We start from the raw sequence: 26157 nt of genomic DNA on the forward strand, positions 1-26157 counted from the left end.
TGAAATCCTCGTTGGCCGGCTAAAAGTAGAATTAGTCCAGAGGTTTGTTGAAATGCTCGACAAAGCCCTGCAAAATCAAAAGCGCAGCCAATAACGATAAATATATTAATGAAAAAAATGCCCAAGGGAGTCACTGCGCTGACCCCTGAACAATTGAATGCCGCACCACAATTACAAAAAATTACCCATGCGTTAGCGGATGATTCGGCCATGCAAGCCACATTTGTCGGTCAGGCGCGAGCGCGCGAGGCGCTGAGTTTTGGGCTTGGCATTGAGGCAACTGGTTATAACCTGTACGTTATGGGTGAACAAGCCACCGGGCGTTATACGCTGGTACATGACTATGTGGCTAAGGCGGTCACACACAAAAACACGCCTGAGGATTGGGTTTATGTAAATAATTTCGACGATGAACGCCAACCCTTCATTCTGCGTTTACCTGCGGGTGACAGCAAACGCTTAGTCGAGGATATCGAAAACCTGATTGATGATATTCTCGATACATTTCCGGCAGCATTTGATAACCCTGGATATCAACGTAAAAAGGCCGCATTGGGTCGCCAATTTGAGTTGCAATATGACCATGCTATAGACGAAGTGGAAAAATATGCGCAGTCACAGGGCGTCGCTCTATATGAGGATAGTGGCAGTATTTCATTTTCACCGATCATCAATGGTGAACCCATCAATGATGCACAGTTCAGTCAGCTGGATGAGCAACAGCGAGCACACTTTTATGCGTTAATCGATACGTTGGAAACGCGTTTAAGTGACGCATTAATTGAATTACCCCTTTGGAAACGACAGCACAGTGAGCGTTTGCGTGAACTTAAACGCTCAACTGCAGAGCAGGGTATCCGACCTTTATTGAAACATTTGGAACATCAATATGCCGCACAATTAGGGGTTTTGAAGTATTTGCGCCAAATGAAAACCCCGTTAATAGATGCTGTTCTTGAATTGCTGATGGTTGAAAATAAAGAAGATAAACCGGAAGAGTTTGACCGTCGCGCGGTTTTGGAAGAACAGTTTTTGCCGAATGTAATGGTGTCTCACTTAATCACTGATGGTGCGCCTGTGATCTATGAACCCAATCCCACGCATCAGAATTTATTCGGCAAGATTGAATACAATGGTAGTCAAGGAGTGGCCTATACCAATTACAGTATGATCCAAGCTGGCGCGTTGCACCGTGCGAATGGCGGATACTTGTTGCTGGACGCTGATAAAATGGTGCAACAGCCCTTTGTTTGGGAATCACTCAAGCTAGCACTCAAATTTTCAAGTTTGAAAATGGAGCCGCCACAGCAGGATATTGGTATGGTCAACTCGATTATGTTGACGCCGCAGCCGATGGACCTGAACGTTAAAGTTATCTTAATGGGTTCACGCGACTTATATTACACGCTGCAAGATTATGATGATGAGTTTGATGAACTGTTTCGAGTCTTAGTGGATTTTGATCACGAAATTGAACTTAGTGATGAGAACCTACGTGATTTTGTTGGACGGGTGCGACATCAATTGTTACTCCTAGGACTAACGGGCATTGAAGAGTCAGCCATGGTGCGTCTCGTAACTTATTCGATGCGCATGGCCGAGCACCAATTTAAATTGTCGGCACGTTTTTCTGATGTTATTGAGCTACTTAAGGAAGCGAATTACTTTGCTCGTCAAAATCAACAAGAACAATTGCAACTGGCACACATTGATGAAGCGTTACAGGCTAAAAAACGTCGCTCTGGACGCGTGAAGGGAGCCTTGTTTGATGACATTAAAGAAGGTCATGTGCTTATCGATACCCAAGGCAAAGCGGTCGGTAAAGTTAATGGTTTAACGGTTTTAGAAATTGGTGATACAACTTTTGGCACACCTGCTCGAATAACTTCTACGGTGTATGCAGGTGCATCTGGTGTGGTTGATATAGAACGCGAGGTAGAATTAGGGCAACCAATTCATAGTAAAGGGGTAATGCTACTGACCGGTTATTTGGGAAATAAATATGCACAATATTTCCCGCTTACTCTGTCAGCGAATATTGCCTTGGAACAGTCTTATGGCCACATCGATGGTGATAGCGCTTCATTAGGTGAATTATTAGCCTTGTTGTCGGCGTTAACGGAGATCCCAGCGAGTCAGGAGTTAGCGGTAACGGGTTCAATTAACCAGTATGGTGAAGTACAGGCGGTTGGTGGGGTTAATGAAAAAATTGAAGGCTTCTTTGATCTTTGTCAGCATCGCGGGCTTACCGGACAACAAGGCGTAATTATCCCAGCCTCAAACCAAGTGAACTTAATGCTTGATGGCCCGGTTATTGACGCAATTGGTCAGGGGCAATTCCATATTTATCCAGTGGCAACTGTTGATGAGGCAATTACTTTATTGATGCATCAAGAGGCGGGAGAAATGAACACCAAAGGGCGCTATCCCAAGGGCAGCGTAAATTATCATGCGGTCAATCGTTTATACAATATTGCTAATATTGTGGCCGGCGGGCAAGATTAGCCCGCCGCAAATCCATCACTTTGGCGGCATCCGTAATGCGCCATCTAAGCGCACGGTTTCGCCGTTTAGGTAAGCATTTTCAAACATATGCACCGCGAGGTTAGCAAATTCTTCCGGCAAACCTAGACGATTAGGGAAGGGAACATTCGCTTTTAATGCGTCCTGCACGTTTTCTGGCATCGCCAGTAACATCGGTGTTCCCATAATACCTGGAGCAATAGTGTTCACGCGAACCCCGAGTTTAGCAAGGTCACGGGCCATCGGCAGGGTAAGGGCGATAATTCCTCCTTTACTTGCAGCGTATGCGGTTTGTCCAATTTGCCCCTCATAACCGGCGACCGAAGCAGTATTAACAATTAACCCTCGCTCTTCAGCCTCACCGACAGTATCCAGTTGCGCCATATGTGCAGCGACCACACGAGCAACATTAAATGAGCCAACTAAGTTGATATCAATAACACTTTGGAAGTTGTCCAGAGGCATAGGGTTACTGTCTCTGTCTAGTAATCTCTTAGCCGGTGCGACACCCGCGCAGTTAACGCACATGCGGATGTTACCAAAGGTTTTGGCGACTTCTGCGACCGCACTTTCCACTGATTCAGCCGAGCGCACATCAACTGCACAAAACAGGGTTTGCTCACTCCCTAGCTCTGTAACACGTTGTGCGCCGACTTCTGCATTCATGTCAAAAATCGCCACATTAAATCCTGCGGCGCGCAAACGTATAGCCGTTGCGTGTCCCAATCCAGAACAGCCACCAGTTACAATGGCTGTCATATCATTCGCTATTTGCATAATTCTTTTTCTTCTGTCGTTGTAGGGAAAAACGTTTAGCGTTTTGGCAGTATGATTTTGGGCTCATCTGCTGGTTTATATAGTATCAACGTGTGTCCAATAATTTGGATTTGTGCGGCTTTTGTTTCGCGCACAATTGCATCAGCAATTAGTTTTTTCTCATCGCGGTCTTCAGTCGGGATTTTGACTTTTATCAGCTCATGATGCCCAAGTGCATTATCAATTTCTGCGAGTACGCCTTCGGTTAAGCCATTATTGCCGAGTTGTACAATCGGCTTTTTGTCATGTGCCAGTCCTTTCAGGAACTGTTTTTGTTTGTTTGTTAAGTTCATCGTACCAATTTCTTACAATTAGATGACGTATTGTCACTTGAAAAACGATATTCTACCGCCATCTAGGTTGCAATACGACAACGATTGCGTTGAAAGATTAAAAAAGAAGCGATAATCCATCCGCTGAGCAAACACGTACACACAATTGTGCGCGAGTGAATATTATAGATGCGCCAGTCAGCATTATTCTGAATGGTGTGATTGCAATAAAAGTATTTCAGGGCGAAGGAATCGATGATTTCTTTTGGATTTTGAATAGTGCGTTTAAAGTAATGAGAGCGTGCGAACCGGTTCGTCAAGAGCATGTTTTATTGAGGCTTATTTAGTGGCGACAGGTTACAAGGTGTAGTATTGTTTACTACTTCGCGATGAGATTTTCATGCACCGCAACGGAACAAACGGTTGCTGTGCGGCTCGAATGTCTTAGCAATTATTTACGAGGTTTAATGCGTTGAGCGACATGGCAAAAAATTTAATCCTTTGGCTGGTAATCGCCGTGGTTTTGATGTCCGTTTTTCAAAGTTTCTCGCCTGGCGAGTCTTCGCGGGCACAAACAGATTACACGACATTTATCAATCAGGTGAATCAGGGCAATATTAGAGAAGTTCGGATTAACAGTGAATCGCGTGAGATACGCGGCACACGCAGTAATGGTGATACGTTTGTTACTTATATTCCGTACTTTGACGAACAATTGATTTCAGACCTAATCAAACAAGATGTACGCGTTTTAGGTGAACCGCCTGAATCTCCCTCTTTGCTAGGCACGATTTTTATTTCCTGGTTCCCAATGTTGTTGTTGATTGGGGTATGGATTTTCTTCATGCGTCAAATGCAAGGCGGCGGTGGTCGTGGGGCAATGTCCTTTGGTAAGAGTAAGGCACGGTTGCTTGGCGAAGACCAAATTAAAACCACGTTTGCTGACGTAGCGGGTTGTGATGAAGCGAAAGAAGATGTCGCTGAATTGGTTGATTTTTTACGTGACCCGTCAAAGTTCCAAAAGCTTGGTGGAAAGATCCCCAAAGGCGTTCTGATGGTCGGTCCGCCTGGAACCGGTAAAACACTACTAGCAAAAGCCATCGCAGGTGAAGCTAAAGTGCCATTCTTTACCATTTCCGGTTCTGACTTTGTAGAGATGTTTGTGGGGGTTGGCGCGAGCCGTGTGCGTGACATGTTTGAGCAAGCGAAGAAGTCAGCTCCATGTATTATATTTATCGATGAGATCGACGCGGTTGGTCGCCAGCGCGGTGCGGGTCTTGGTGGTGGTCATGATGAACGCGAGCAAACCTTGAACCAAATGCTAGTTGAAATGGATGGCTTTGAAGGACACGAGGGCATCATCGTCATAGCAGCAACCAACCGTCCTGACGTTTTGGATCCTGCGTTATTACGACCGGGTCGTTTTGACCGTCAAGTGGTTGTTGGCTTACCGGATATTCGCGGGCGTGAACAGATTTTGAAAGTTCACATGCGTAAAGTACCGATCAGTGACAATGTCGAAGCATCTGTGATTGCGCGTGGTACGCCAGGTTTTTCTGGTGCGGACTTGGCAAACCTGGTTAATGAAGCTGCATTATTTGCGGCGCGTTCGAACAAGCGTTTAGTGTCGATGGAAGAATTCGACAAGGCCAAAGACAAGATCATGATGGGCTCAGAACGTAAGTCAATGGTTATGTCGGAAGACGAAAAGACCATGACAGCGTACCACGAAGCAGGTCACGCAATCGTGGGTCGCTTGGTTCCTGAACATGATCCAGTTTACAAGGTGTCGATTATTCCACGAGGGCGTGCGCTGGGTGTCACCATGTACTTGCCGGAGCAAGATCGTGTTAGTCACAGTAAGCAACATTTGGAAAGTATGATCTCGAGCTTGTTTGGAGGTCGTATCGCCGAACAAATCATCTATGGTGATGATAAAGTGACGACCGGAGCTTCAAACGACATCGAACGTGCGACTGATATCGCACGTAAAATGGTTACGCAGTGGGGCCTTTCCAGCAAAATGGGTCCGATGCTTTACGCCGAAGAGGAAGGTGAAGTATTCCTAGGCCGTAGCATGTCAAAAGCGAGCCATATGTCGGATGACACAGCGCGAGCGATTGATGCAGAAATCAAATCATTAATCGACCGCAATTATGAGCGTGCTGAGCAGATCCTAAAGGACAATATTGACATCCTTCACTCTATGAAAGATGCGTTGATGAAGTACGAAACAATTGACGCGAAGCAGATCGATGATCTGATGGAACGTCGTGAGGTTCGTGCGCCTGCCGATTGGGATAGCAGTAAATCTAGTGACAATGATAAACCGAGCGGCGGAGCTGAAGTGAAGCAAGATGTCAGCGCAAGTGATGCGTCTGATGGTGCCAGTGCGAAGCCCAATGATGCGACAAGCTAAGCTTGATTAAGGTTACAAAGCGCCAGCGAATGCTGGCGTTTTTTGTGGTAATTAAAAAGCCTGTTGAGTAATTAAAGTAGACTCTGCCATGTTTTCTCTCTCTCATTTATCTACGCCCACAGTCATGGGTATCTTAAATGTAACGCCAGACTCATTTTCTGATGGTGGACATCATATGCGTGTTGATAAGGCAGTCAGCTCGGCATTGGATATGATTACCCATGGTGCGGGCATTATCGATATTGGCGGTGAATCCACCCGTCCAGGTGCGCAAGCAGTTGACGTTGAGCAGGAGCTTGAGCGCGTGATACCGGTTATCGAACAACTGCGCAGTGAGACAGATATACCGATTTCAATCGATACGCATAAGCCTGAAGTGATGCGCGCAGCTGTGGCCGCTGGTGCCAGTATGATTAACGATGTCAATGCATTGCGCACCCCCGGTGCATTACAAGCGGCTGGCGAACTGCAAGTTCCGGTTTGTTTAATGCATATGCAGGGCGAGCCGCGTACTATGCAGCATAAGCCAGATTACAGTAATGTGATTGAAGAAGTGATTGAATTCCTGTTACGACGCGTGGAGGCATGCGAAGCACAAGGGCTGAGTAAAAACGAAATTGCATTGGATCCTGGCTTTGGATTTGGTAAAACAATAGACCATAATTATGCATTGTTTGCTGCTATCCCGCGTTTTTTGGAACTTAAATACCCGATATTGATTGGAGTATCGCGTAAATCCATGCTGGGAGCGGTAACCAATAAACCCATAGAGCAACGTGTAGCTGCGAGTGTAGCAGCAGCGACTATGGCTGCTGAATGGGGTGCTCAGATTATTCGCGTGCATGATGTAGATGCCACCATGGATGCTATGCGAGTGGTAAATGCAGTTAAAAATAACAAGTAGAAGGTAGTAGGGATATGGGGCAAAGAGAATTTTTCGGAACTGATGGGATCCGCGGCAAAGTAGGTGAGAGCGCAATCAACCCTGAATTTGTTACCAAATTAGGTTGGGCCGCTGGCAAGGTCTTAGCAGGACAAGGCACCAATAAAGTATTAATTGGTAAAGATACACGGATATCAGGCTACATGTTGGAGTCAGCACTTGAAGCCGGACTTTCAGCGGCAGGCATAAATATTGGCCTATTGGGGCCAATGCCAACACCGGCGATTGCGTATTTGACTAAAACTTTCCGCTCTGAAGCTGGCATCGTAATCAGTGCCTCACACAATCCGTATTATGATAACGGGATTAAGTTCTTCTCTGCTGATGGCTTTAAGTTAGATGATTCAATTGAATTGGCCATCGAAGCGCAAATGAAAGAACCCATGACTTGCGTGGCGTCAGATAAATTAGGCAAGGCCATTCGTATCAATGATGCCGCTGGGCGTTACATCGAATTCTGTAAAGGAACGTTCCCGTCTAATCTATCGCTAACAGGGCTGAAAATTGTAGTTGATTGTGCGCATGGCGCAACCTACCACATTGCGCCTAATGTGCTGAGTGAATTGGGTGCAGAAGTGATTGAGATTGGAACTAAACCGAATGGCACCAACATTAATCATCAGGTCGGCGCCACGAGTATGAAAGCGATTGTTGACGAAGTTAAAGCGTCAGGTGCTGATTTAGGCATTGCCCTTGATGGTGATGGCGACCGGATCATGATGGTTGACCATCTTGGAAACGTTATCGATGGTGACCAAATTATTTATATCATCGCGCGCGATGCGCTTAAATCAGGGCGCTTATCGGGTGGTGTTGTGGGCACCTTAATGAGTAACTTGGGTCTTGAAAATGGACTTGCTAAGTTAGGCGTCCCTTTTGCGCGGAGCAAAGTAGGTGATCGCTATGTCATGGAATTGTTGCAGGAAAAAGGATGGCAGATTGGTGGTGAAAATTCAGGCCATGTGTTAAATCTAGCGACTTCTTCCACGGGGGATGGCATTATCGCAGGCCTGCAAGTCCTTACCGCTATGCTACGTTCGCACATGAACTTGCACGATTTATCCGCAGGATTTGAGAAATATCCACAAGTACTAAACAATGTTCGTTTTGAAAACAGCGATGTCGATCCATTAGTCCATAATGATGTGCAAAATGCCGTAAAGGAGGCAGAAGCGTCACTAGGAAAGAATGGGCGTGTGTTGCTGCGTAAGAGTGGAACCGAGCCATTAATCAGAGTCATGGTTGAGTCAAACGACGACGAACTCTCTAACCGCTGGGCAACCCATATTGCTGACGTGGTAAAAGCGGTAACCGCCTGACAGTGTGATACCTGTTTAAAATAAAATCAGCAGACAATATTTTGTGGCAAATTGTCTGTTAAGCACTTGTATATTATGAGTGGAATCGTTAATATCTCGCCCGCTTTTGAGCGGCACAAGGATTGAATATGCAGAATGTTCGTAAATCGTTAGTCGCTGGCAATTGGAAAATGAATGGCAGCCAACAATTGTTGCAGTCATTTGTGGAGTACTTTAGTCAGAGAGAACCGATTGCTGCAGACGTTGTATTGTGCCCACCGGCCGTATACCTGGGGCAGGCAAGCAGCCAGTTAAGTAATACCGACGTGTTATTAGCTGCGCAGGACGTTAGTGCGAACTCGGAAGGTGCGCATACAGGTGATGTCAGCGTCGCTATGTTGAGGGATGTTGGTTGCCAAATGGCAATTGTCGGGCATTCAGAGCGACGTACGGATCATGCCGAAAGCAATGCACTGGTTGCCAAGAAGGCAAAGGCGTTGATTGATGGTGGGTTAATTCCTATTGTCTGTGTTGGCGAGCCCTTAGAAGTGCGTCAGGATGGTGAAGAAGAAGCTTATGTTGAAGCGCAGTTAAAAGCCGTGTTTGAACAATTATCAGTCGCTGAATTAGCCAAGGTTGTTATCGCCTATGAGCCTATTTGGGCCATTGGTACTGGGCAAACAGCTTCACCTGAACAAGCGCAAGCGATGCATGCATTTATTCGGCAGTTACTGAGTCAAATTGACAGTGATTTAGCGCAAAAAATCAGACTCCTGTACGGCGGCAGCGTTAAAGCCAGTAATGCACAAGAGTTGTTCGCGCAAATAGATATTGATGGCGGTTTAATTGGCGGAGCGAGCCTTAAACCAGAAGAATTTGAAGCGATTTGTCGTGCTGCAAAAGCATAACGGGTCGTAGGAGTGTTATAAGCTATGTTATATGAAGTGTTAATTGTTGCATATTTGTTGGTCGCACTTGTACTGATTGGAATTGTTTTAATTCAGCAGGGAAAAGGCGCTGATATGGGGGCTTCGTTTGGTGCTGGCGGTTCAAACACCGTGTTTGGCTCATCGGGTTCAGGAAACTTCATGACTCGTACGACAGCGATACTCGCGACGTTATTTTTCTTGATCAGTCTGATCCTTGGCAATATGACGGCAAACCGTGAGAAAGCAGTTGATGAATGGCAAAATCTAGAAGTGCCAGTGGCTGAATCGGTTCCTGCAACTGACGTACCAGCGCAAGAGTCACAACCAGCATCAGACGACACGGACGTACCAAATTAAGTTTATTCGCGGATGTGGTGGAATTGGTAGACACGCTATCTTGAGGGGGTAGTGAGCTATGCTCGTGAGGGTTCAAGTCCCTCCATCCGCACCATATATAAAGCCAGCAAATGCTGGCTTTTTTATGCCATATTCACCCTTCTGGATTGCGTGCGTGAGCGATTGAAGTGTCTTTCTACCCGTCGTTTGGCCTTTCTGCAACTATTACCAATCGCGTCGTAAGCGTCATCAGCCTGTTCTTCCACAACCAGTGTTTTAAATTGGTTTAATTTCATTTTAATGATGCATTGTTTATCAATTCCACCACGTGGGCCGTTGATATCCTTAAGTGAAATCTCAGCGACTCGGATCCGCTGTGCGTATCGACTCAAGGCAAACGTAAGCTTTTCCTGTATAAATTCTCGCATTGCTGTGGTTACCGTAAAATCTCGGGAATTGATCTTGATATGCATGCATAGCTCCTTTTTGCCAATCATGAGGAAAAATCGGGGATCGGCGTTCTCAGATAAAAAATTATCAATTCAAACTGAACAAAAAAATTCGTTTGTTTGTATTGATATACATCGGAAAAAATTGAACGCTGTTTGAGGATGGGTAGTCGATGGCAGAAAATATTAACTATAAACACCTGCATTACTTCTGGGTTGTTGCGAAGGAAGGTTCGATCGCTAAAGCGGCCAGCAAGCTTCATATCACACCGCAAACCATTAGCGGCCAGCTGAGTATGCTTGAGGACCGCATGAAGCAGCCTTTATTTGATCGCGTGGGTAGAGGGTTGCAGTTAACCGATACGGGGCGCTTGGTGTTGCGCTACGCGGATGAAATTTTTGAGCTTGGCCGCGAATTAAGCGATGTATTGCGCGGTGCTCCGCAAGTCGGAGCTTCAGAGTTTATTGTTAGTGCCGCAAGCGCTATTCCGAAAACCATCGTTTATAAGATTGTTGAGCCAGCGTTAAAGCTCAGTGATGATATACATCTGATCAGTAAAGAAGGGCCAATTGATGCCATTCTCGCTGACCTCGCAGTGCATGAGGTGGATATGGTTCTTACCGATACACCTTTATCGTCAGCTTTTAGTATCAAAGCTTATAATCATTTTCTTGGTGAATCCGGTCTTTCGTTTTTTGCTGCGCCGAAGTTGATCGAAAAATTACAAGGTGAGTTCCCGTTTAACCTTAACCACATGCCCATGTTGTTGCCAACGAAGCAGTATGCCATCAGACAATCGTTTGACCGCTGGGCGAATGATAATGATATCTTCCCGCTGTTACGCGGCCAATATGATGATAGTGCATTGATGAAATCTTTTGGGCAAGCGGGATTTGGCGCCTTCTTTATGCCAACGGTAATTGAAGAAGAAGTGTGTGAACAATTCAAAGTTGAGGTGATAGGTCGGACTGAGGACATAAAACAACGCTTTTATGCTGTTTCAGCAGAGCGAAAAGTCACTCATCCTGCAGTAGCAGCTATTTGTGATAAAGCACGCGATATAATCTTTAAATAGTGCTTTTGAACGTAGCCATTATTGCCGTTGACCGTTATACTATGCGCCGCATTTAAAAGCGATAATAGATAATACAAAGGAATAATAGTGAATCCTATTACTAAAACATTTACGTATGGACAACATACGGTCACCTTAGAAACAGGTGTAATTGCTCGTCAAGCGACTGCCGCAGTTATGGCAAGCATGGACGATACCTCAGTGTTAGTATCTGTGGTTGGTAAAAAAGAAGCGAAGGAAGGTCAAGATTTCTTCCCGCTAACGGTAAATTATCAAGAGAAAACTTATGCAGCGGGTAAGATCCCTGGTGGTTTCTTTAAACGTGAAGGTCGTCCATCAGAGAATGAGACACTTACCGCACGTTTGATTGACCGTCCGATTCGTCCGTTGTTTCCTGAAGGATTTAAAAACGAAGTACAGGTGGTAATCACTGTTGTCTCTTCAAATCCGGATATCCCGACTGATATCATTTCAATGATCGGAACCTCAGCTGCGTTAGCTATTTCTGGGATCCCATTTAATGGTCCTATTGGTGCTGCTCGTGTAGGTTACACCGATGGTCAATACATTCTGAACACGCGAGCGTCTGAGCAAGAGCAAAGCGAGTTAGATTTGGTTGTTGCAGGAACGCAAAGTGCGGTACTGATGGTTGAATCTGAAGCTAACATGCTAAGCGAAGACGTAATGCTTGGCGCCGTTATGTACGGTCACGAACAATTGCAAGCGGTAGTGAACGCGGTTAATGAATTTGCTGCTGAAGTTGCAACACCAAAATGGGACTGGCAAGCAGAAGCAGAAAACACTGAACTGAAAGAAAAAGTTGCAGGTTTAGCCAAAGAAGGTATGACTGCTGCGTATCAGATTTCTGATAAAATGGCTCGCAAAGATGAAGTTACTGCAGTTACAGAGAAAGCGCTGGCCGCAATTCTTGAAGCTGATCCAGAGCAGGACAGTAACGAAGTGCTAGGTTTGTTGCACGATTTAGAAAGTGACGTTGTGCGTTCGCGCATTTTAGCGGGTGAGCCACGTATCGATGGTCGTAGCCCAGATATGATCCGCGCACTTGATGTTGCTACTGGTTTGTTACCACGTACGCACGGTTCAGCGTTATTCACTCGTGGTGAAACTCAAGCTTTGGTAGTCGCTACTTTAGGTACTGAACGTGACGCACAGATGATCGACGAGCTTGCGGGTAAACGTGATAGCCGCTTCATGTTGCATTATAACTTCCCTCCATACTGTGTTGGTGAAACCGGTATGATCGGTTCACCTAAACGTCGCGAGATTGGTCACGGCCGTCTTGCAAAACGCGGTATTCAAGCAGTAATGCCAAGTGAGGAAGAATTCCCGTATGTGGTTCGTGTAGTCTCTGAGATTACCGAATCAAATGGTTCATCTTCAATGGCATCGGTGTGTGGTACTTCACTTGCTCTGATGGATGCTGGTGTTCCAATTAAAGCATCTGTAGCCGGTATCGCAATGGGATTGGTTAAGTCTGACGATAACTTTGTTGTTCTTTCAGATATCTTAGGCGATGAAGATCATTTGGGCGATATGGACTTTAAAGTGGCAGGTACTACCAATGGTATTACTGCACTGCAAATGGACATTAAGATCGAAGGGATCACGCAAGAGATTATGCAGCAAGCCCTTAAGCAGGCTAAAGAAGCTCGCTTACACATCTTGGGCGTAATGGATGAGGCTATTTCTGGTCACCGTGAAGAGATGTCAGAATTCGCACCGCGTATCTATACCTTGAAGATTGATCAAGACAAGATCCGTGATGTTATCGGTAAAGGCGGCGCGATGATCCGTTCAATTACTGAAGAATCAGATACCAACATCGAGATTGAAGATGACGGTACCATTAAAATCTTTGCTACTGAACGAGCTAAAGCGGAAATCGCGATTGCTAAGATTGAACAGGTCACTGCTGAGATCGAAGTGGGCAAGACTTACAACGGTAAAGTCACGCGTATCGTCGACTTTGGTGCATTTGTAGAAGTGTTACCAGGTAAAGAAGGCTTGGTACACATTTCTCAAATTGCTCACGAGCGCGTTGCGAAAGTCTCTGATTATTTATCTGAAGGCCAAATGGTTGACGTTAAGGTTATGGAAATTGACCGTCAGAACCGTGTTCGTTTAAGTATCAAAGAGCTACTTGAAAAGCCGGTGAAGGAAGACGCTGAACCAGCAGCAGAAGAAGATAAGGGCGACGAGTAATCATAGTCCCTAAAGCAATCTAAAAAGCCAGCCAGTGTGCTGGCTTTTTTATGCCCTAAGTCCGCGTCAGCCCAATTTCTATGGTGTTTATTGTGGATGTAAATTGCAGTGGGTGCACAACATCACCCTAAAAATATTAAAACAATCCACTGGCGAAAGTAGAAGAAAAAATAGCAGGAATGAACATGCATGACATTGAACAGCAACTCGCATTTATTTTAGAGCTAGATAAATTAAAAGCAGTGCAGCGCAAAGCTATGATTAAATGTGATAACAATCGCTACGAGAATAGTGCAGAACATAGTTGGCATATAGCATTAATGGCGCAAGTGCTTGTGCCATACGCAGAAAAGCCAGTGAACATCGCTAGAGTTACCACAATGCTGTTATTGCACGATATCGTTGAAATCGATGCTGGAGATACGTTTGCATTTGCACCTGAAGATGCTCTAGCGGCACAGGAAGCCAAAGAAGTCCAAGCTGCCGAGCGTATATTTGGTTTGCTCCCGAAATCGCAAGAGGCGCAATATTTAGCACTGTGGCTGGAGTTTGAGGCGGCGCAAACCGATGATGCACAATTTGCTAAGGCGATGGACCGGATCTTACCACTGGTGCAAAATATGCAAAATAATGGCGGCAGCTGGGCACAAAACCAAGTCGCTAAACATCAAGTAATAGCGCGCAATCAATACTTGGAAGAGGCAGCTCCTAAGTTATGGCTATATGCTTTGGGGCAAATTGAAATTGCCTGTGCCAACGGTTGGTTAATCGAACAATAAGATTTTATTAATCAGCTAATGATGGAGGGGCGACTTATGGTATTTGGAGTTGCGTCGGCCGCTAGCTGTGTGTATCTATTAGTGACAAAAGTAAGTTCACTAGTTTGATATATACAGAGGTAGTAATAGCTTTTTTTGTTATAAAAAAGCCGTCAATTCGTCTGAAAAAATCCCCTCAACATATCTATAGACAAGTCAAAAAAGCAAATCCTCTACGCCCTAAAAAAATATATTTATTTTGATGTTTTTCGTTTGTTTTCAATAGCTTTAAGAGCTATAAAAAATTGCCAAACTTGTTTGGTACACGTTAAACACAATAAAAAATGAACAGATTTGACTGCTCAAAAATTAGCAGTATTGGTCAGTAAAAATCGAAAATCTATGGAAACTAGTATGAAGACTTCAGTGTCATTATTGACTAAAAATTTACGCAGTGCTTTGGGTGTGACTGCGGCATTAAGTTTGGTTGCAATAGCACCAGCTACAGCACAAGAATCTGATGAACAGGCGCAAGATGTAGAGAAAATAGCAGTTGTTGGTACTCGTGCTGCCCCACGCTCAGTCGCTGACTCATCGGTACCGATTGATATTATCGGAGAGGAAGAGTTTGCCAACCAAGGTTCGACCGACATGGTCTCGATGCTGCAGACAATTGTTCCGTCCTTTAACGTCAATGATCAACCGATTAATGACGCTTCAACATTAGTGAGGCCAGCCAACCTTAGAGGTATGGCATCAGACCATACATTAGTGTTGGTTAATGGTAAACGCCGGCATCGCTCAGCTGTTATTACATTTCTTGGTGGTGGACTTTCAGATGGTGCGCAAGGACCTGATATTTCGGTTATCCCAGCGGTAGCGCTTAAGCAAGTCGAAGTTTTGCGTGACGGTGCCGCAGCACAGTATGGATCGGACGCTATCGCAGGTGTTGTTAACTTTGTGCTTAAGGACAATACAGAAGGAGGAGCCGTTGAGGTTCGCACTGGTTCTTACTACGAAGGTGATGGTGATATGTTTCAGGTGGCCGCGAATGTCGGACTGCCACTGTCAGATGCGGGCTTTGCAAACTTTAGTGCAGAGTATCGCACTGCAGACGCAACGTCGCGCAGTGTGCAGCGCGATGATGCCGCGGCTTTAGTCGCTGCAGGGAATACTTTCGTTGCCGATCCGGCGCAAATTTGGGGTAATCCTGAAATAAAACATGATGTGAAATTATTTGCTAACTTAGGGTTGGACCTAAGTAGTGACGCCGAGGCCTACTTGTTTGGTAACTACGCTGAGCGAGAAGTTGAGGGCGGGTTTTACTTCCGTAACCCCCATACGCGTGGTGGAGTATTTGATGGCGGCACGAATGATGCTGGCGAACAGCTACTTCTTGTCGGGGATTTAACTGCAGATGGCAGTGGCAACTGTCCGACGGATATCGTGGTTGGTGATAACGTATTACAAAATCAAAGATACATTGATTTAGTTGCAAACAACCCGAACTGTTTTGCGTTCAATGAGCTATTACCTGGCGGCTTCACACCGCGCTTCGGTGGGACTGTTAAAGATTCATCTTTGGTATTTGGTACTAAGGGCGAGTGGGGTAACGAATGGGGGTATGATATTAGTATCAACCTCGGTCGAAACGAAATTGATTTTGCGATTAAGAACACCATTAACCCTTCACTTGGGCCAGATACACCGTTTGAATTTAGCCCTGGTAAATATATTCAGTCAGAGCAAACATTTGATTTCGACGTAACTAAAGGGGTTGATATTGGTTTAGATGACCTACTTTATTTAGCCGGTGGTTTGCAATATCGAAATGAGTCCTACGAGAGTATCGCAGGCGATCCAGCGTCCTATGAAATTGGGCCTTTAGCTTCACAAGGTTTTGGTATTGGCTCGAATGGCTTCCCTGGGCTTTCAGCGCGCAGCCAGGGTAAAGCTTCGCGGAATAACATTGCTTTTTATCTAGATGCAGAAATGTATGCAACGGAAAATTTATTGCTAACCGCTGCGATTCGCTATGAAGACTTCTCTGACTTTGGCAATACCACCAAGGGAAAAGTTTCCTTCCGTTGGGAGTTTATGGAAGATATCGCCCTACGTGGTGCTTATTCAACTGGGTTTAAGGCTCCTACCATTGGTCAGAGTAATGTGCGTAATGTGACCACTGCGTTTGGCACAGACGGACGTCTAATTGATCGTGCAACATTACCACCGACGGATCCAATTGCAGCGCAGGTTGGCGGTGAACCATTGCAACCCGAGGAATCAGAGAGTTACAGCCTTGGTGTGGTGGCAAGTTTTGATAATGGTCTGTTTGTAACTGCAGATTATTACAACATTGAATTGACTGACCGTATCAGTACCGTATCAGGTATTGCATTAACTCAAGCAGATATTGATTCATTATTGGCTCGGGGAATTCGCGATGCTTCCAGTTTCTCGGAAGTCAGCTATTTTGCAAACGATTTTGATACTACAACCAAAGGTGTTGATTTAGTTGCAAACTATTCCATGGAAATGTTTGGTGGTGATACTAAGTTCGCGTTGGCTTACAACTGGACCTCAACTACGGTGGACCAGGCTTCGGAGTTCATTTCGGCTGACCGTATCCGTATGATTGAAAATAACCTGCCGGCCGTTCGGTATAGTCTAACGGCAAACCATACTAATGGTGACTGGCGTTTCCTCAGTCGGGTAAATTATGCAGGGAGCATCTTTGAAGACCACTTAGATTCGGGTTTACCGATTGACAAAGTGGGATCAGAGTTCACCTTAGATCTCGAGCTTGGGTATAACGTTAGCGATAACTTTGAGGTTGTAGTTGGCGCGAAAAATGCGTTGGACGAAGAGCCTGATCGTAACGTGCTATATGACAATGAAATTGCCGGCTCAGAATTCCCAACAACGTCTCCAATTGGGATAAATGGTGGCTTCTATTACGTAAGAGCGTTGTATACGTTTTAAGTAATTAGTTTGCCCGTGGGGGGCGATTTTCGCCCCCTTTATTGTTACCATTCCAGACACTTCTTGCGGTAACAGCTGATTATTGGTGTAGTAAGTTTGTATGCATGTTCGTATAGGTTCAGTAAGCATGCGGTAACCTAACAAATACGACGCACTCAGGATGAATATGACTCGACGTTCGACACTTGCTGTAACTTATTTAAAATACCGTTCGAAATTGATGCGAGCTGTTAGTGGGATCGTTCCCTCTGAAGATATAGAAGATATTGTTCAAGAAACATTTATTAAAAGTTACGAAGCTGATTTGAAACAAGAGATTCGCTACGAGCGGACATATATGTTGAAGACTGCCCGTAATTTAGCCCTTAACCATGTTTGTAGGGCCGAGAACCAATGTAATGAACAAATGGAAAACATGGATACATTGCCGCATGAGTTGGTGGGGTATTCACTAGAAAAAAACGTTGAAAGTAAGGAACGGTTCTTAAACTTTTGTCGCGCTACTGACACTCTGTCCGCTGATGTAAAAAGAGTGTTTTTATTAAAAAAAGTTTACGAAAAGAGTCAGCGAGAGATCGCAGAAATGCTCGGATTAAGCGAGAGTACCGTAGAAAAACATGTTGCCAAAGGCTTGTTACTTTGCTCACGCTATTTAACTCAGTTATCACAACAAGGGGCTGAAGACTTGACAGTAGAATCTTGCCAAGGCCCGCAAAAGAATGGAAATACTCCATGAATAATGTTCATAGGTTTAACACGCGCGAGGACATACAAGAACAAGCGTGTGTTTGGATTAGCCGCATAGACCGTGGTCTAAACGAGCAAGAAACAGATTTACTAGCCAAATGGATTAGTGGCAGCAATGCGCATCGCGAAGTCTTATTCGAAATGGCCAGCTTGTGGGATGACATGTCTGTGCTGCAAGAGCTTAGTGGATTGTTCCCGTTACCTGAGCAAAAGGCAGAAGTGAGTGAGAAGAAGCCTACTATCTATAGTTGGCAATTAGCGGCAAGTGTTGCATTTTTGGTACTCGCTGTGGGCGCTATAGTAATCAGCCAATTACCTCAACCGGATAATTCTCAAACTGTCACCACGCAGCTTGCTTCTACGCAGATCGGCGAACAGAGAAGTATGACATTGTCTGACGGTTCAATTTTGCATTTAAATACTAATTCTGCGGTAAGTATTGCATTCTCAGACACTCAGAGACGAATATCTTTAACTCGAGGTGAGGCATTTTTTGAGGTTGCACATGAGCAGAATAGACCCTTTGTCGTTGCAGCAGGCGCGAACACAGTAACTGCTATCGGTACTGCTTTTAACGTGCAACTTATCGACGATGCAGCATTTGAATTGGTGGTTACAGATGGGCGTGTATTAATCCAAGACCGGGCCGCGCAGAAAGCTGCAGAGGATACCAAAGTGTTGCAAGATGACAGCCTGATCGTTGATGATGGACTGTTAGTGTTTTCTGGTGAAAAAGCCTTGGTGGATAAGCAAGTCACTGAACGTTCTAGCATTAGTGAAAATGACATGAATGATGATTTGGCCTGGCAAAAAGGTATGTTAGTGTTTAAAGGAGAATCCTTGGAGGATGTGCTTACTGAGATCTCTCGCTATACAGACATACGGTTTCAAATCATTGATTCTAGCTTAAAAGAATACCGCGTGGCAGGTCATTTTAAAGTCGGAGATACAGCAGGGCTACTGAACGCTCTTGAGAATGGATTTTCTATTCAACATGAGCAAGTATCACAATTTACCATTCTGCTTTCCAAAGGGGCCTAAACGGCCTCTTATACCTTGGCGTTAAAGCCTTTTTCCTTTATTCATATTTACCTAAGATGTACTTTGATTTTTTATGGCTTGATATTTTGCTAGTTTAGGGTTAACTAGTCATTAATGAGCCAGTTCTTGCGTTTCTGGCAGTTACGTCAACAATATTAATAACAATAAAAAACAATCATACAATGCGTTTGAACAGTGACGTATATTTGACCATAGTTTCTATCAGCCTCTCGCTTGCCTGTTTTCGAGAGAGCGATGTTAGTTGCACCTTGGGAGTAGATTAATTGATGGCTAAGGTGTTAACGCGCCTCCAGTCCAGCATAAACAGGCGTTGGATTGGAATAATATTATTGGTATTTAATTCCGTTGGTACCGCACTGGCTCAAGATACAGTGTTTAGTATTCCCGCCCAGAGCGCAGATCAAGCGCTCACCCAATTTGCGCGCCAGGCGAACATCACATTACTATTCCCATTCGACGCTGCTGAAAAAGTAATAGCTAACCCGCTGTATGGCCAATTTTCCCATTTGGAGGGATTAAAGCGTTTGCTGCAAGGTTCCCAATTGGTTGTTGTACAAGACGGCAATGGGTTGCTAAGCGTGCAAAATCTGCGCTCGCCAACGGCTAACGACTTGGATATTTCTGCAGAAGAAGTAGAAGAAGCGAAACCGGCGCTAAACAGGATTGAACAAATTGCTGTCGTCGGCAGCCGCAGTTTACCACGTACGGTGACTTCCTCACCTGTCCCCATAGACGTTATTGGCGGCGCTGAATTTGGGCAGCAAGGTGAAACGGATGTGCTCGGTATGTTGAGTAATCTTGTACCGTCGTTAAATGTAAATGATCAATCTATCAATGATGCTGCAAGCCTTGTTCGGCCTGCCAACTTGCGCGGGATGGCGGCTGACCATACCTTAATTCTACTCAATGGAAAGCGCCGGCATCGTAGTGCAGCAATAACCTTTTTAGGCGGCGGTTTATCTGATGGCGCACAAGGGCCTGATATGTCTGTGTTACCGGTTTCTGCTATTAAGCAAGTAGAGGTATTACGCGATGGGGCTGCAGCGCAGTATGGCTCGGATGCAATCGCTGGAGTAATTAACTTTGTACTCAAAGATGATAAATCGGGTGGGGAAGTCTCTATCGGTGGAGGACAGTTCTACCAAGGTGACGGAGAAGAATTGCAGATACAGGCTAATTTAGGGTTACCACTGGGAGCTCGGGGTTTTGCTAATCTCAGCGGTGAATTTCGCCAGCGAAATGCAACTAACCGCGCTGTTCAACGCGCTGACGCGCAAGCATTGATAGCGGCTGGGAATGATTTTGTTGCAGACCCCGCGCAATATTGGGGACGCTTAGAGGTTGATGGGGATGTCAAAACGGCAATCAATGCGGGAGCGGATCTGTCAGATAACACACAGTGGTACGCGTTTGCCAATTATGCACAACGACAAGTAGAAGGGGGATTTTATTTCCGAAACCCGCAAGTACGCCGCGGCGTATTTGCCACCTCGACGAATAGTGACGGGGTAACAAAACTTCTGGTTGGCGATCTCGACGGCGTTGATTCGGGTATCGCATGTCCAGATATTTACATCGATGATAACAACATTCTGGATGACCCCAATTATCGACTCATCGCCGATAACAGCACTGAATTAGGGCGCAATTGTTTTGCTTTTAACGAACGTTTGCCCGGTGGTTTTGCACCGCGATTTGGTGGTCGCATTGAGGATGCCGCCTTTAGTACTGGGGTAACGGGTTATATTGGTGATGATTGGGCCTATGGCATGAGTATAAGTTTGGGCTATTCCAATATTGATTATCGGGTATCGAATACGGTTAATCCTTCACTGGGTCCAGAGTCACCTTCTTCTTTTAACCCTGGCGAAGCCAGCCAAGTTGAACGCAGTATTAATTTGGATATTACCAAGTTTATTGATGGCTTTATGGACGACCCTATACACGTTGCTGCAGGAGTTGAGTGGCGAAAGGAAACTTACCATCAAAAAGCCGGTGAATTAAGCTCTTACCAAGTCGGATTCTTTGCTCAAGAACCTACGACGGGGATCAACCAAGGATTTAGTGTTGGGTCAAATGGTTTCCCCGGTTACACCCCGCAAGCTGCCGGGCACTGGAGTCGGAGTAATTGGGCAGTATACTTTGATGTAGAAAGCTATCTTAATGACGCCTATCTTGTTGGTGCTGCTCTGCGTTATGAGCACTTTAATGATTTTGGGTCTACGTTTGAAGGAAAACTCACTGCGCGCTACGAATTGAGTGAAGAAATTTCACTTAGAAGCTCAATAAGTACAGGCTTTAAGGCACCAACGGTAGGACAAAGCAATGTTATCAATGTGACTACTGCATTTTCTGAAATTGGTTTGGAAGATCAAGCAACATTGCCGCCGACAAACCCAATTTCAATTCGTGTGGGGGCGACTCCGCTTAGTCCAGAAGAGTCGGTGAATAAAAGTTTAGGGTTGGTGTTCTATGGGCATGAAGATTTCTTTGCCACTTTTGATTATTTTCATATAACGCTAACCGACCGGATCAGCACAACGTCGGCGATTCGGCTAAGCGAGGATGATATTCAGGCATTGTCAGAGCAGGGCGTGCAAGAAAATCAGATTTTCACTAGCGTTAAGTTCTTTACCAATGATTTTGATACAACGACCCAGGGCTTCGACTTGGTGCTAAATTATGAATTTGATGCAGGTCAAATTCATCATACTGTATCAGGCTTGTACAACTGGACACGAACACGGGTGGATAGAGTAACCTTATATCCACAACAGCTTGCTGACGGAACTTCAACACTAACGTCAAATTTGACTCCGGCTAGGATCAGAATGCTAGAGGAGAACTTACCTGAAAATAGGATTGTGTTGTCAGTATCGCAGTCTTATGCAAATGTAACTGCGTTGTGGCGGCTACGTTATTATTCCGGCTTCTACGAAGACCATTTAGATGCTTCAGCAGGCCTGGATATAAATGCCAGCTCGGAAACAGTATTAGATGTTGAGTTTAGTTATCTATACTCGGAGCATTTGCGTCTAATTTTTGGGGCGCAAAATGTGTTTGATAACCGACCCTCGGCTAATCCGCATAGCGAAGTCGCAGGCGCATTATATCCACCGACGTCGCCTCTGGGTCTAAATGGGGGCTATTACTACGCAAAAATCAACTATACGTTTTAATCTTTTAAGGGAGTGTTGTTATGCAGTCAAATGAAGAAACCCATATTGAAGCAGCGGTATTTAGGCGCTTACTACAGCATTTAGACGACAACAAAGATGTGCAGAATATCGATCTTATGATCCTTGCAGATTTTTGCCGTAACTGTCTAGCCAAGTGGTACGTTGCCGCCGCTCGCGATGTTGGAGTAGAGCTAGATTACGAGTCTGCGCGCGAAAAAGTGTACGGAATGCCGTATAGTGAGTGGAAAGCCAACCATCAACCTGTAGCGACTCCAGAACAGCTAGCAGCGTTTGAGCAGCGCCAGGCTAAGAAAGGCTGCTAACCCAACTTAAAGGCTGCGGGCAAAAGCTCAGCGATTGTCATTGCTGTGACGTCTTCTTGACCTGTTTGCATGACAACTTTTGTTGTCGCTTCGCTAAATTCAGCAATCTTTTGGCGGCAACCACCGCAAGGATAGCAGGGTTCATCGCCAGGCCCTACGATGATAATTTCCACAATGGCAGTGCCACCGTCAGCAATCATTGCACTAATTGCTCCAGCTTCTGCACATGTGCCCAGCGGGTATGCGGCATTTTCTACATTACAGCCAACGTACACTTTGCCATTATTGGCCAATAGAGCTGCTCCCACTTTGAAGTTTGAATAGGGGGCATAGGCATTTTTTTGCACCCGTAAAGCTGTGTTAAGGAGTGCTGTTTGTGTCGCAGATAATTTGCTAGTATTCATAAAATATCAGTTAATCAGTTAGCCGTTAGTTTTATCATGATTTAGGTGATAAGCGATAGTTTTCAAGGCACTGGCGCACAATTTGAAAGGTTAATGTTGCATAAATATACAATTCTTTTTATCTCTGTTATCGCGTTAACGGTGGGGTGTGCTCAGGTACCTAATCAACACAGCGCGCAAATGGGAAATCTTTTACTGGTAGAACCGATTCCAGCCGATCCGCGCACACAATTGGCGATTGCCCGCTTCAACTTTATTTTAAATCAGGCTGATATTGCTGAGTCTGAGCGGGCTGAATTACTTTACCAGCGGGGCATGCTTTACGACAGTATGGGGCTTAGTAGCCTTGCTCAATTTGACTATAGCCAAGTACTAAAACTTCAGCCAACCATGGCAGAGGCATACAACTCGATAGGTATTCATTACACTCAGCAGCAAGAGTATCTGCAGGCCTACGAAGCGTTTGATAGTTCAATAGACCTAAATCCTGAGTACGAATTTGCTTTTTTAAATCGGGGTATCGCCCTGTATTACGGCGGCGAGCCTCGTTTAGCTGTGGATGATCTTAAACGCTTTCTCAGTAATGACCGTAGCGATCCATATCGAGCAATTTGGCTGTATATCGTGCAACGTGAGGTTGATCCAATCGCAGCTAGAGCTGAATTAAAAGAGTTACGTGTACAGTTAAACCCCGATATGTGGGCGAACAATATTGTAGATTTTTACCTCGGTGAGCTGACTGAAACTCAGCTGCTGGCTAGGTTGGTTGATAACATTACTAATCGAACTGAGCTAAATAATCGTGTCTGTGAAGCATATTTTTATATTGGTAAATACCACGGCTCACTGGGTAATAAGGGGCGAGCAAGTAACTATTTTAAACTAGCGCTCAGCACTAACGTTTATGAATTTGTAGAACACCGTTATGCGCGTTTAGAGTTAGAACGTTTAACAGAACGCACAGTTGCTACTGATTCCTGATCTTGCTAAAAAATGATAAACGTTTTGCGTTATGCACTCTTGTCAGGAATCGCAGGGTTCCTGTTGGCTGCGTCGGATAGTTTCGATTCCGCTCACCTTAATGATGCTAATAAGGTCACCCGAAATCACGTTCAGTTCAAACGGCTTTACCAACACGCAGATGTTGAAATGGCTGGGCTGCGTGCCGTTGCCGTGCGTGAAGGTGACGATTATTGGCTGCAGCAATTAGCCCAGCGTGAAGATACCTACTCAATGTTGATTCTGGCTGCACAAAATGGTGATCCTGCGGAGCGTTTAGAATGGCTTTCGCGCGCGGCCTCCTTGGGATCAGCAGAAGCTCAATTTCAGCTCGCGTTAGAAGTGAGCCAGAGTGAAGAACGTGTGTCTTTGCTTACTAGCAGCGCCAATCAAGCATTTTTACCCGCGCAGCATGCGCTCGCAAATTGGTATTTGATGCAGGCAGACATTGAGCAGGCAATACCTTGGTTACTCAAAACTGCTTCGCATTTTCCAGATGATGCTCTTTCCTTAGCCCTACTGCAATGGCAAGAGGGGGAGCGAGAGCAGGCAAAGCGGTGGTTTCAGCAGGCGGCAAACGCAGACAATGTGGCAGCACAACGCTATGTGTCAGCGCTAGCCGAGGGTGAGCAAGCACTGCCTGAATTATCCTCAAATCCTATCTTATTTCGGCCTTTAAACACTCAAGTACAAACCCAAGATAAGCGCTGTAGCATGCAGATACTCCCGCTTGCTTTAAGTTTGAGTAATTTTGTTCAGGCTAAGCGAATGATAGATCAATTGTTTAGTGATGAGCGTTTACAGAGATTACCATTGTGTGTGTCTGAGCCGGTGTGGATGTCAGCGCAAGATTTACCTTGCAGCGACCTAAATAGTGCAGGGCGGGCTCGCTTGGTTTGTCGTTTGCAGCAATTGGCGAGCATAATCAGGCTAACTGGTACGACGCACGTTGTACTATTTACGCCTGCCGCACGTGCCTATGTAGATGCCGGCATTATGTATTTAGATAGTAATGATACGTATTCGGTATTCGTGCATGAATTGGCCCATTTTGCTGGCTTTGCTGATGAGTATCCAATGTCAGAGCGGATCGCCGACGTGCATTGTGAGCGGCAACAGGCGCCGAATATATTGTTTGCGGGTGAATTAACTTATCAACCCATCGCCCGCGCTGAATATTGGGAATCCTTAATTACTAATAATGCTGACGACCAATTAGGTATCTATCCGGCTCGAACCTGCGCAAATACGCAAGTACAAGCATACAAATTAACCGCTGCTCGCACGTTTATGGAATTTCATGATACTGAGTATATCCCAGACATTTACCTGCAACTTTGGGAAGAGCAGTTATTGCAACGCAAGCACTGGTATCCTGTGGCGATTAATTTAGCACGGGAGTATCAGCAATTAGGACGCCACTCTGAAGCCCAAGAATGGCGAGAAATCGCCCAACAGCAAGCGCAGTTGCCACCGCAGACTGTACCTTTTGCTTCCTCGCTAGAAGTTGTACCTAATAACTAACGATCGGCTGGGCTATATTGATCTCTAAATTGGTCAACCCACATAGCGGTTGCCCCGCATATTGCTACTGGCATAACCAAAAAATTCAAGATTGGTACCATAGAGGTGACGCTGACCATCATTCCAAAAGACAAACTTTTAGAGCGTTGTTGAAGTAATGTTGACTTCATCTGAGCGAAGCCTATCTTGTGATTGTCAAAGGGGTAATCACAGTACTGAATAGCCATCATCCAAGCAGAAAAAAGAAACCAAATGACTTGGCCAAACACCGGGATTATTAGGAATAACAAGAAAAAACCAATTGCACGGGGAAGGTAGTACACAAGTTTGGCAAGCTCGCGACCCAGTGTGCGAGGGATATCCTTGATGATTGAGAGTAAGCCTTCATCACCAAGATCTTGCCCGGTTAGGTGGCGTTCTACCTTCTCCGCCAGTAATCCATTGAATGGCGCCGCTATCCAGTTTGCTAATGTACCAAAGATTAGGGCGAAAACTAGCAAAACACTAATTACTGCTAGGGGCCATAAAATATACGCTAACGCGTCTTTTAACCAGCCAAGCCAGTCTGGGATCAAACCAACTAACCAAGTGATACTACTTCCAATCTCACCAAACAAAAAATAAAAGGCGGTAATAAAGAGGATAAGATTGATCGCCAAAGGAACTAAAACAAAGCGTTTTAATCCTTTGGTTTGGATCAACGAAAATCCGCTCATGAAGTAACTCATACCACTAATATTCTGTGTTTGACTGTGCATATCACCTCAAATTTTTGCGCGTATATCTACTGCATTTAAGTCCAACAGGAGTCGCCTGTTCGATTACCTTTAATAATCCTATGCAAAGTGTATCGAGAATTAGCCTTGCTTGAAATGGTGAATTGTTACAAGCCGTT

The 26157-nt window shown here is 45.1% G+C and carries 21 protein-coding genes and 1 tRNA gene; 17 read left to right on the forward strand and 5 right to left on the reverse strand.

The features are described from left to right. The first annotated feature begins 108 nt into the window (after window positions 1-108). Window positions 109-2505: a Lon protease family protein gene (locus tag CSH92_RS08170; RefSeq protein WP_420807499.1), complete on the forward strand. Its 2397-nt coding sequence runs from the start codon at window positions 109-111 to the stop codon at window positions 2503-2505. A 15-nt stretch (window positions 2506-2520) separates the two neighbouring features. On the opposite strand, the gene CSH92_RS08175 is transcribed toward CSH92_RS08170, so the two are convergent. Both CSH92_RS08175 and yhbY read right to left on the reverse strand, forming a co-directional pair. After that, entirely contained in the window at window positions 2521-3300 is a 780-nt protein-coding gene (locus tag CSH92_RS08175) for an SDR family NAD(P)-dependent oxidoreductase (protein ID WP_100657119.1), read from the reverse strand. Between the two features lie 35 nt (window positions 3301-3335). Then, window positions 3336-3632, reverse strand: a complete 297-nt coding sequence (gene yhbY / locus CSH92_RS08180) for a ribosome assembly RNA-binding protein YhbY (protein WP_100657120.1) — start codon at window positions 3630-3632, stop codon at window positions 3336-3338. 451 nt (window positions 3633-4083) lie between these two features. Between yhbY and ftsH the strand changes: the two genes are divergently transcribed. From ftsH to CSH92_RS08210, 6 genes are all read left to right on the forward strand, one after another. Next, entirely contained in the window at window positions 4084-6030 is a 1947-nt protein-coding gene (gene ftsH / locus CSH92_RS08185; RefSeq protein ID WP_240612763.1) for an ATP-dependent zinc metalloprotease FtsH, read from the forward strand. 88 nt (window positions 6031-6118) lie between these two features. Then, a complete protein-coding gene (folP, locus tag CSH92_RS08190) occupies window positions 6119-6934 on the forward strand; it encodes a dihydropteroate synthase (RefSeq protein ID WP_100657121.1) in 816 nt (271 codons plus the stop codon). Between the two features lie 14 nt (window positions 6935-6948). Then, window positions 6949-8292: a phosphoglucosamine mutase gene (glmM, locus tag CSH92_RS08195; RefSeq protein WP_100657122.1), complete on the forward strand. Its 1344-nt coding sequence runs from the start codon at window positions 6949-6951 to the stop codon at window positions 8290-8292. A 128-nt stretch (window positions 8293-8420) separates the two neighbouring features. Further along, window positions 8421-9179, forward strand: coding sequence for a triose-phosphate isomerase (gene tpiA, locus CSH92_RS08200; RefSeq protein ID WP_100657123.1), 759 nt, complete (start codon window positions 8421-8423; stop codon window positions 9177-9179). A gap of 24 nt (window positions 9180-9203) precedes the next feature. Next, window positions 9204-9557 carry a preprotein translocase subunit SecG gene (gene secG / locus CSH92_RS08205; RefSeq protein WP_100657124.1) on the forward strand — a complete coding sequence of 118 codons (354 nt, stop codon included), beginning with the start codon at window positions 9204-9206 and terminating at the stop codon, window positions 9555-9557. Window positions 9558-9565: 8 nt separating this feature from the next. Further along, window positions 9566-9651: transfer RNA gene (locus tag CSH92_RS08210), tRNA-Leu, on the forward strand. Window positions 9652-9679: 28 nt separating this feature from the next. Here CSH92_RS08210 and hpf read toward each other — a convergent pair. Then, entirely contained in the window at window positions 9680-10009 is a 330-nt protein-coding gene (gene hpf / locus CSH92_RS08215; RefSeq protein ID WP_164084691.1) for a ribosome hibernation-promoting factor, HPF/YfiA family, read from the reverse strand. A 149-nt stretch (window positions 10010-10158) separates the two neighbouring features. On the opposite strand from hpf, the gene nhaR reads away from it, so the two are divergent. From nhaR to CSH92_RS08255, 8 genes are all read left to right on the forward strand, one after another. After that, window positions 10159-11061, forward strand: a complete 903-nt coding sequence (gene nhaR / locus CSH92_RS08220) for a transcriptional activator NhaR (protein ID WP_100657126.1) — start codon at window positions 10159-10161, stop codon at window positions 11059-11061. 87 nt (window positions 11062-11148) lie between these two features. Beyond that, entirely contained in the window at window positions 11149-13284 is a 2136-nt protein-coding gene (gene pnp / locus CSH92_RS08225; RefSeq protein WP_100657127.1) for a polyribonucleotide nucleotidyltransferase, read from the forward strand. A gap of 185 nt (window positions 13285-13469) precedes the next feature. Continuing rightward, window positions 13470-14063 (forward strand): HD domain-containing protein, encoded by a 594-nt coding sequence (locus CSH92_RS08230; RefSeq protein WP_100657128.1) that lies wholly within the window; start codon window positions 13470-13472, stop codon window positions 14061-14063. A gap of 393 nt (window positions 14064-14456) precedes the next feature. Next, window positions 14457-17024 (forward strand): TonB-dependent receptor plug domain-containing protein, encoded by a 2568-nt coding sequence (locus tag CSH92_RS08235; RefSeq protein WP_100657129.1) that lies wholly within the window; start codon window positions 14457-14459, stop codon window positions 17022-17024. A gap of 166 nt (window positions 17025-17190) precedes the next feature. Next, window positions 17191-17760: an RNA polymerase sigma factor gene (locus CSH92_RS08240; RefSeq protein ID WP_100657485.1), complete on the forward strand. Its 570-nt coding sequence runs from the start codon at window positions 17191-17193 to the stop codon at window positions 17758-17760. Then, the gene (locus CSH92_RS08245; RefSeq protein WP_100657130.1) at window positions 17757-18812 is read left to right on the forward strand and encodes a FecR family protein; all 1056 of its coding nucleotides are present in this window, start codon (window positions 17757-17759) and stop codon (window positions 18810-18812) included. The genes CSH92_RS08240 and CSH92_RS08245 overlap by 4 nt, the downstream gene beginning before the upstream one ends. Before the next feature lie 287 nt (window positions 18813-19099). Then, window positions 19100-22012 (forward strand): TonB-dependent receptor plug domain-containing protein, encoded by a 2913-nt coding sequence (locus CSH92_RS08250; RefSeq protein WP_100657131.1) that lies wholly within the window; start codon window positions 19100-19102, stop codon window positions 22010-22012. 20 nt (window positions 22013-22032) lie between these two features. Then, window positions 22033-22335: a DUF1244 domain-containing protein gene (locus tag CSH92_RS08255; RefSeq protein ID WP_100657132.1), complete on the forward strand. Its 303-nt coding sequence runs from the start codon at window positions 22033-22035 to the stop codon at window positions 22333-22335. Here the strand turns inward: CSH92_RS08255 and CSH92_RS08260 are convergent. Next, window positions 22332-22739, reverse strand: a complete 408-nt coding sequence (locus tag CSH92_RS08260) for a cytidine deaminase (protein WP_100657133.1) — start codon at window positions 22737-22739, stop codon at window positions 22332-22334. The genes CSH92_RS08255 and CSH92_RS08260 overlap by 4 nt on opposite strands. Window positions 22740-22832: 93 nt before the next feature. Between CSH92_RS08260 and nlpI the strand changes: the two genes are divergently transcribed. Together nlpI and CSH92_RS08270 are read left to right on the forward strand one after the other, a co-directional pair. After that, a complete protein-coding gene (gene nlpI, locus CSH92_RS08265) occupies window positions 22833-23720 on the forward strand; it encodes a lipoprotein NlpI (RefSeq protein ID WP_100657486.1) in 888 nt (295 codons plus the stop codon). Window positions 23721-23744: 24 nt separating this feature from the next. Beyond that, window positions 23745-25262 (forward strand): M64 family metallopeptidase, encoded by a 1518-nt coding sequence (locus CSH92_RS08270; protein ID WP_164084692.1) that lies wholly within the window; start codon window positions 23745-23747, stop codon window positions 25260-25262. On the opposite strand, the gene cysZ is transcribed toward CSH92_RS08270, so the two are convergent. Next, on the reverse strand, window positions 25259-26020 hold the full coding sequence (cysZ, locus tag CSH92_RS08275) for a sulfate transporter CysZ (protein ID WP_100657135.1): 762 nt from the start codon (window positions 26018-26020) through the stop codon (window positions 25259-25261). The two genes, CSH92_RS08270 and cysZ, sit on opposite strands and share 4 nt — an antisense overlap. Window positions 26021-26157: the final 137 nt, after the last annotated feature.

Origin of the sequence: Neoalteromonas flava, from assembly GCF_002807685.1 — a bacterium.
Lineage (GTDB): Bacteria > Pseudomonadota > Gammaproteobacteria > Enterobacterales > Alteromonadaceae > Alteromonas_E > Alteromonas_E flava.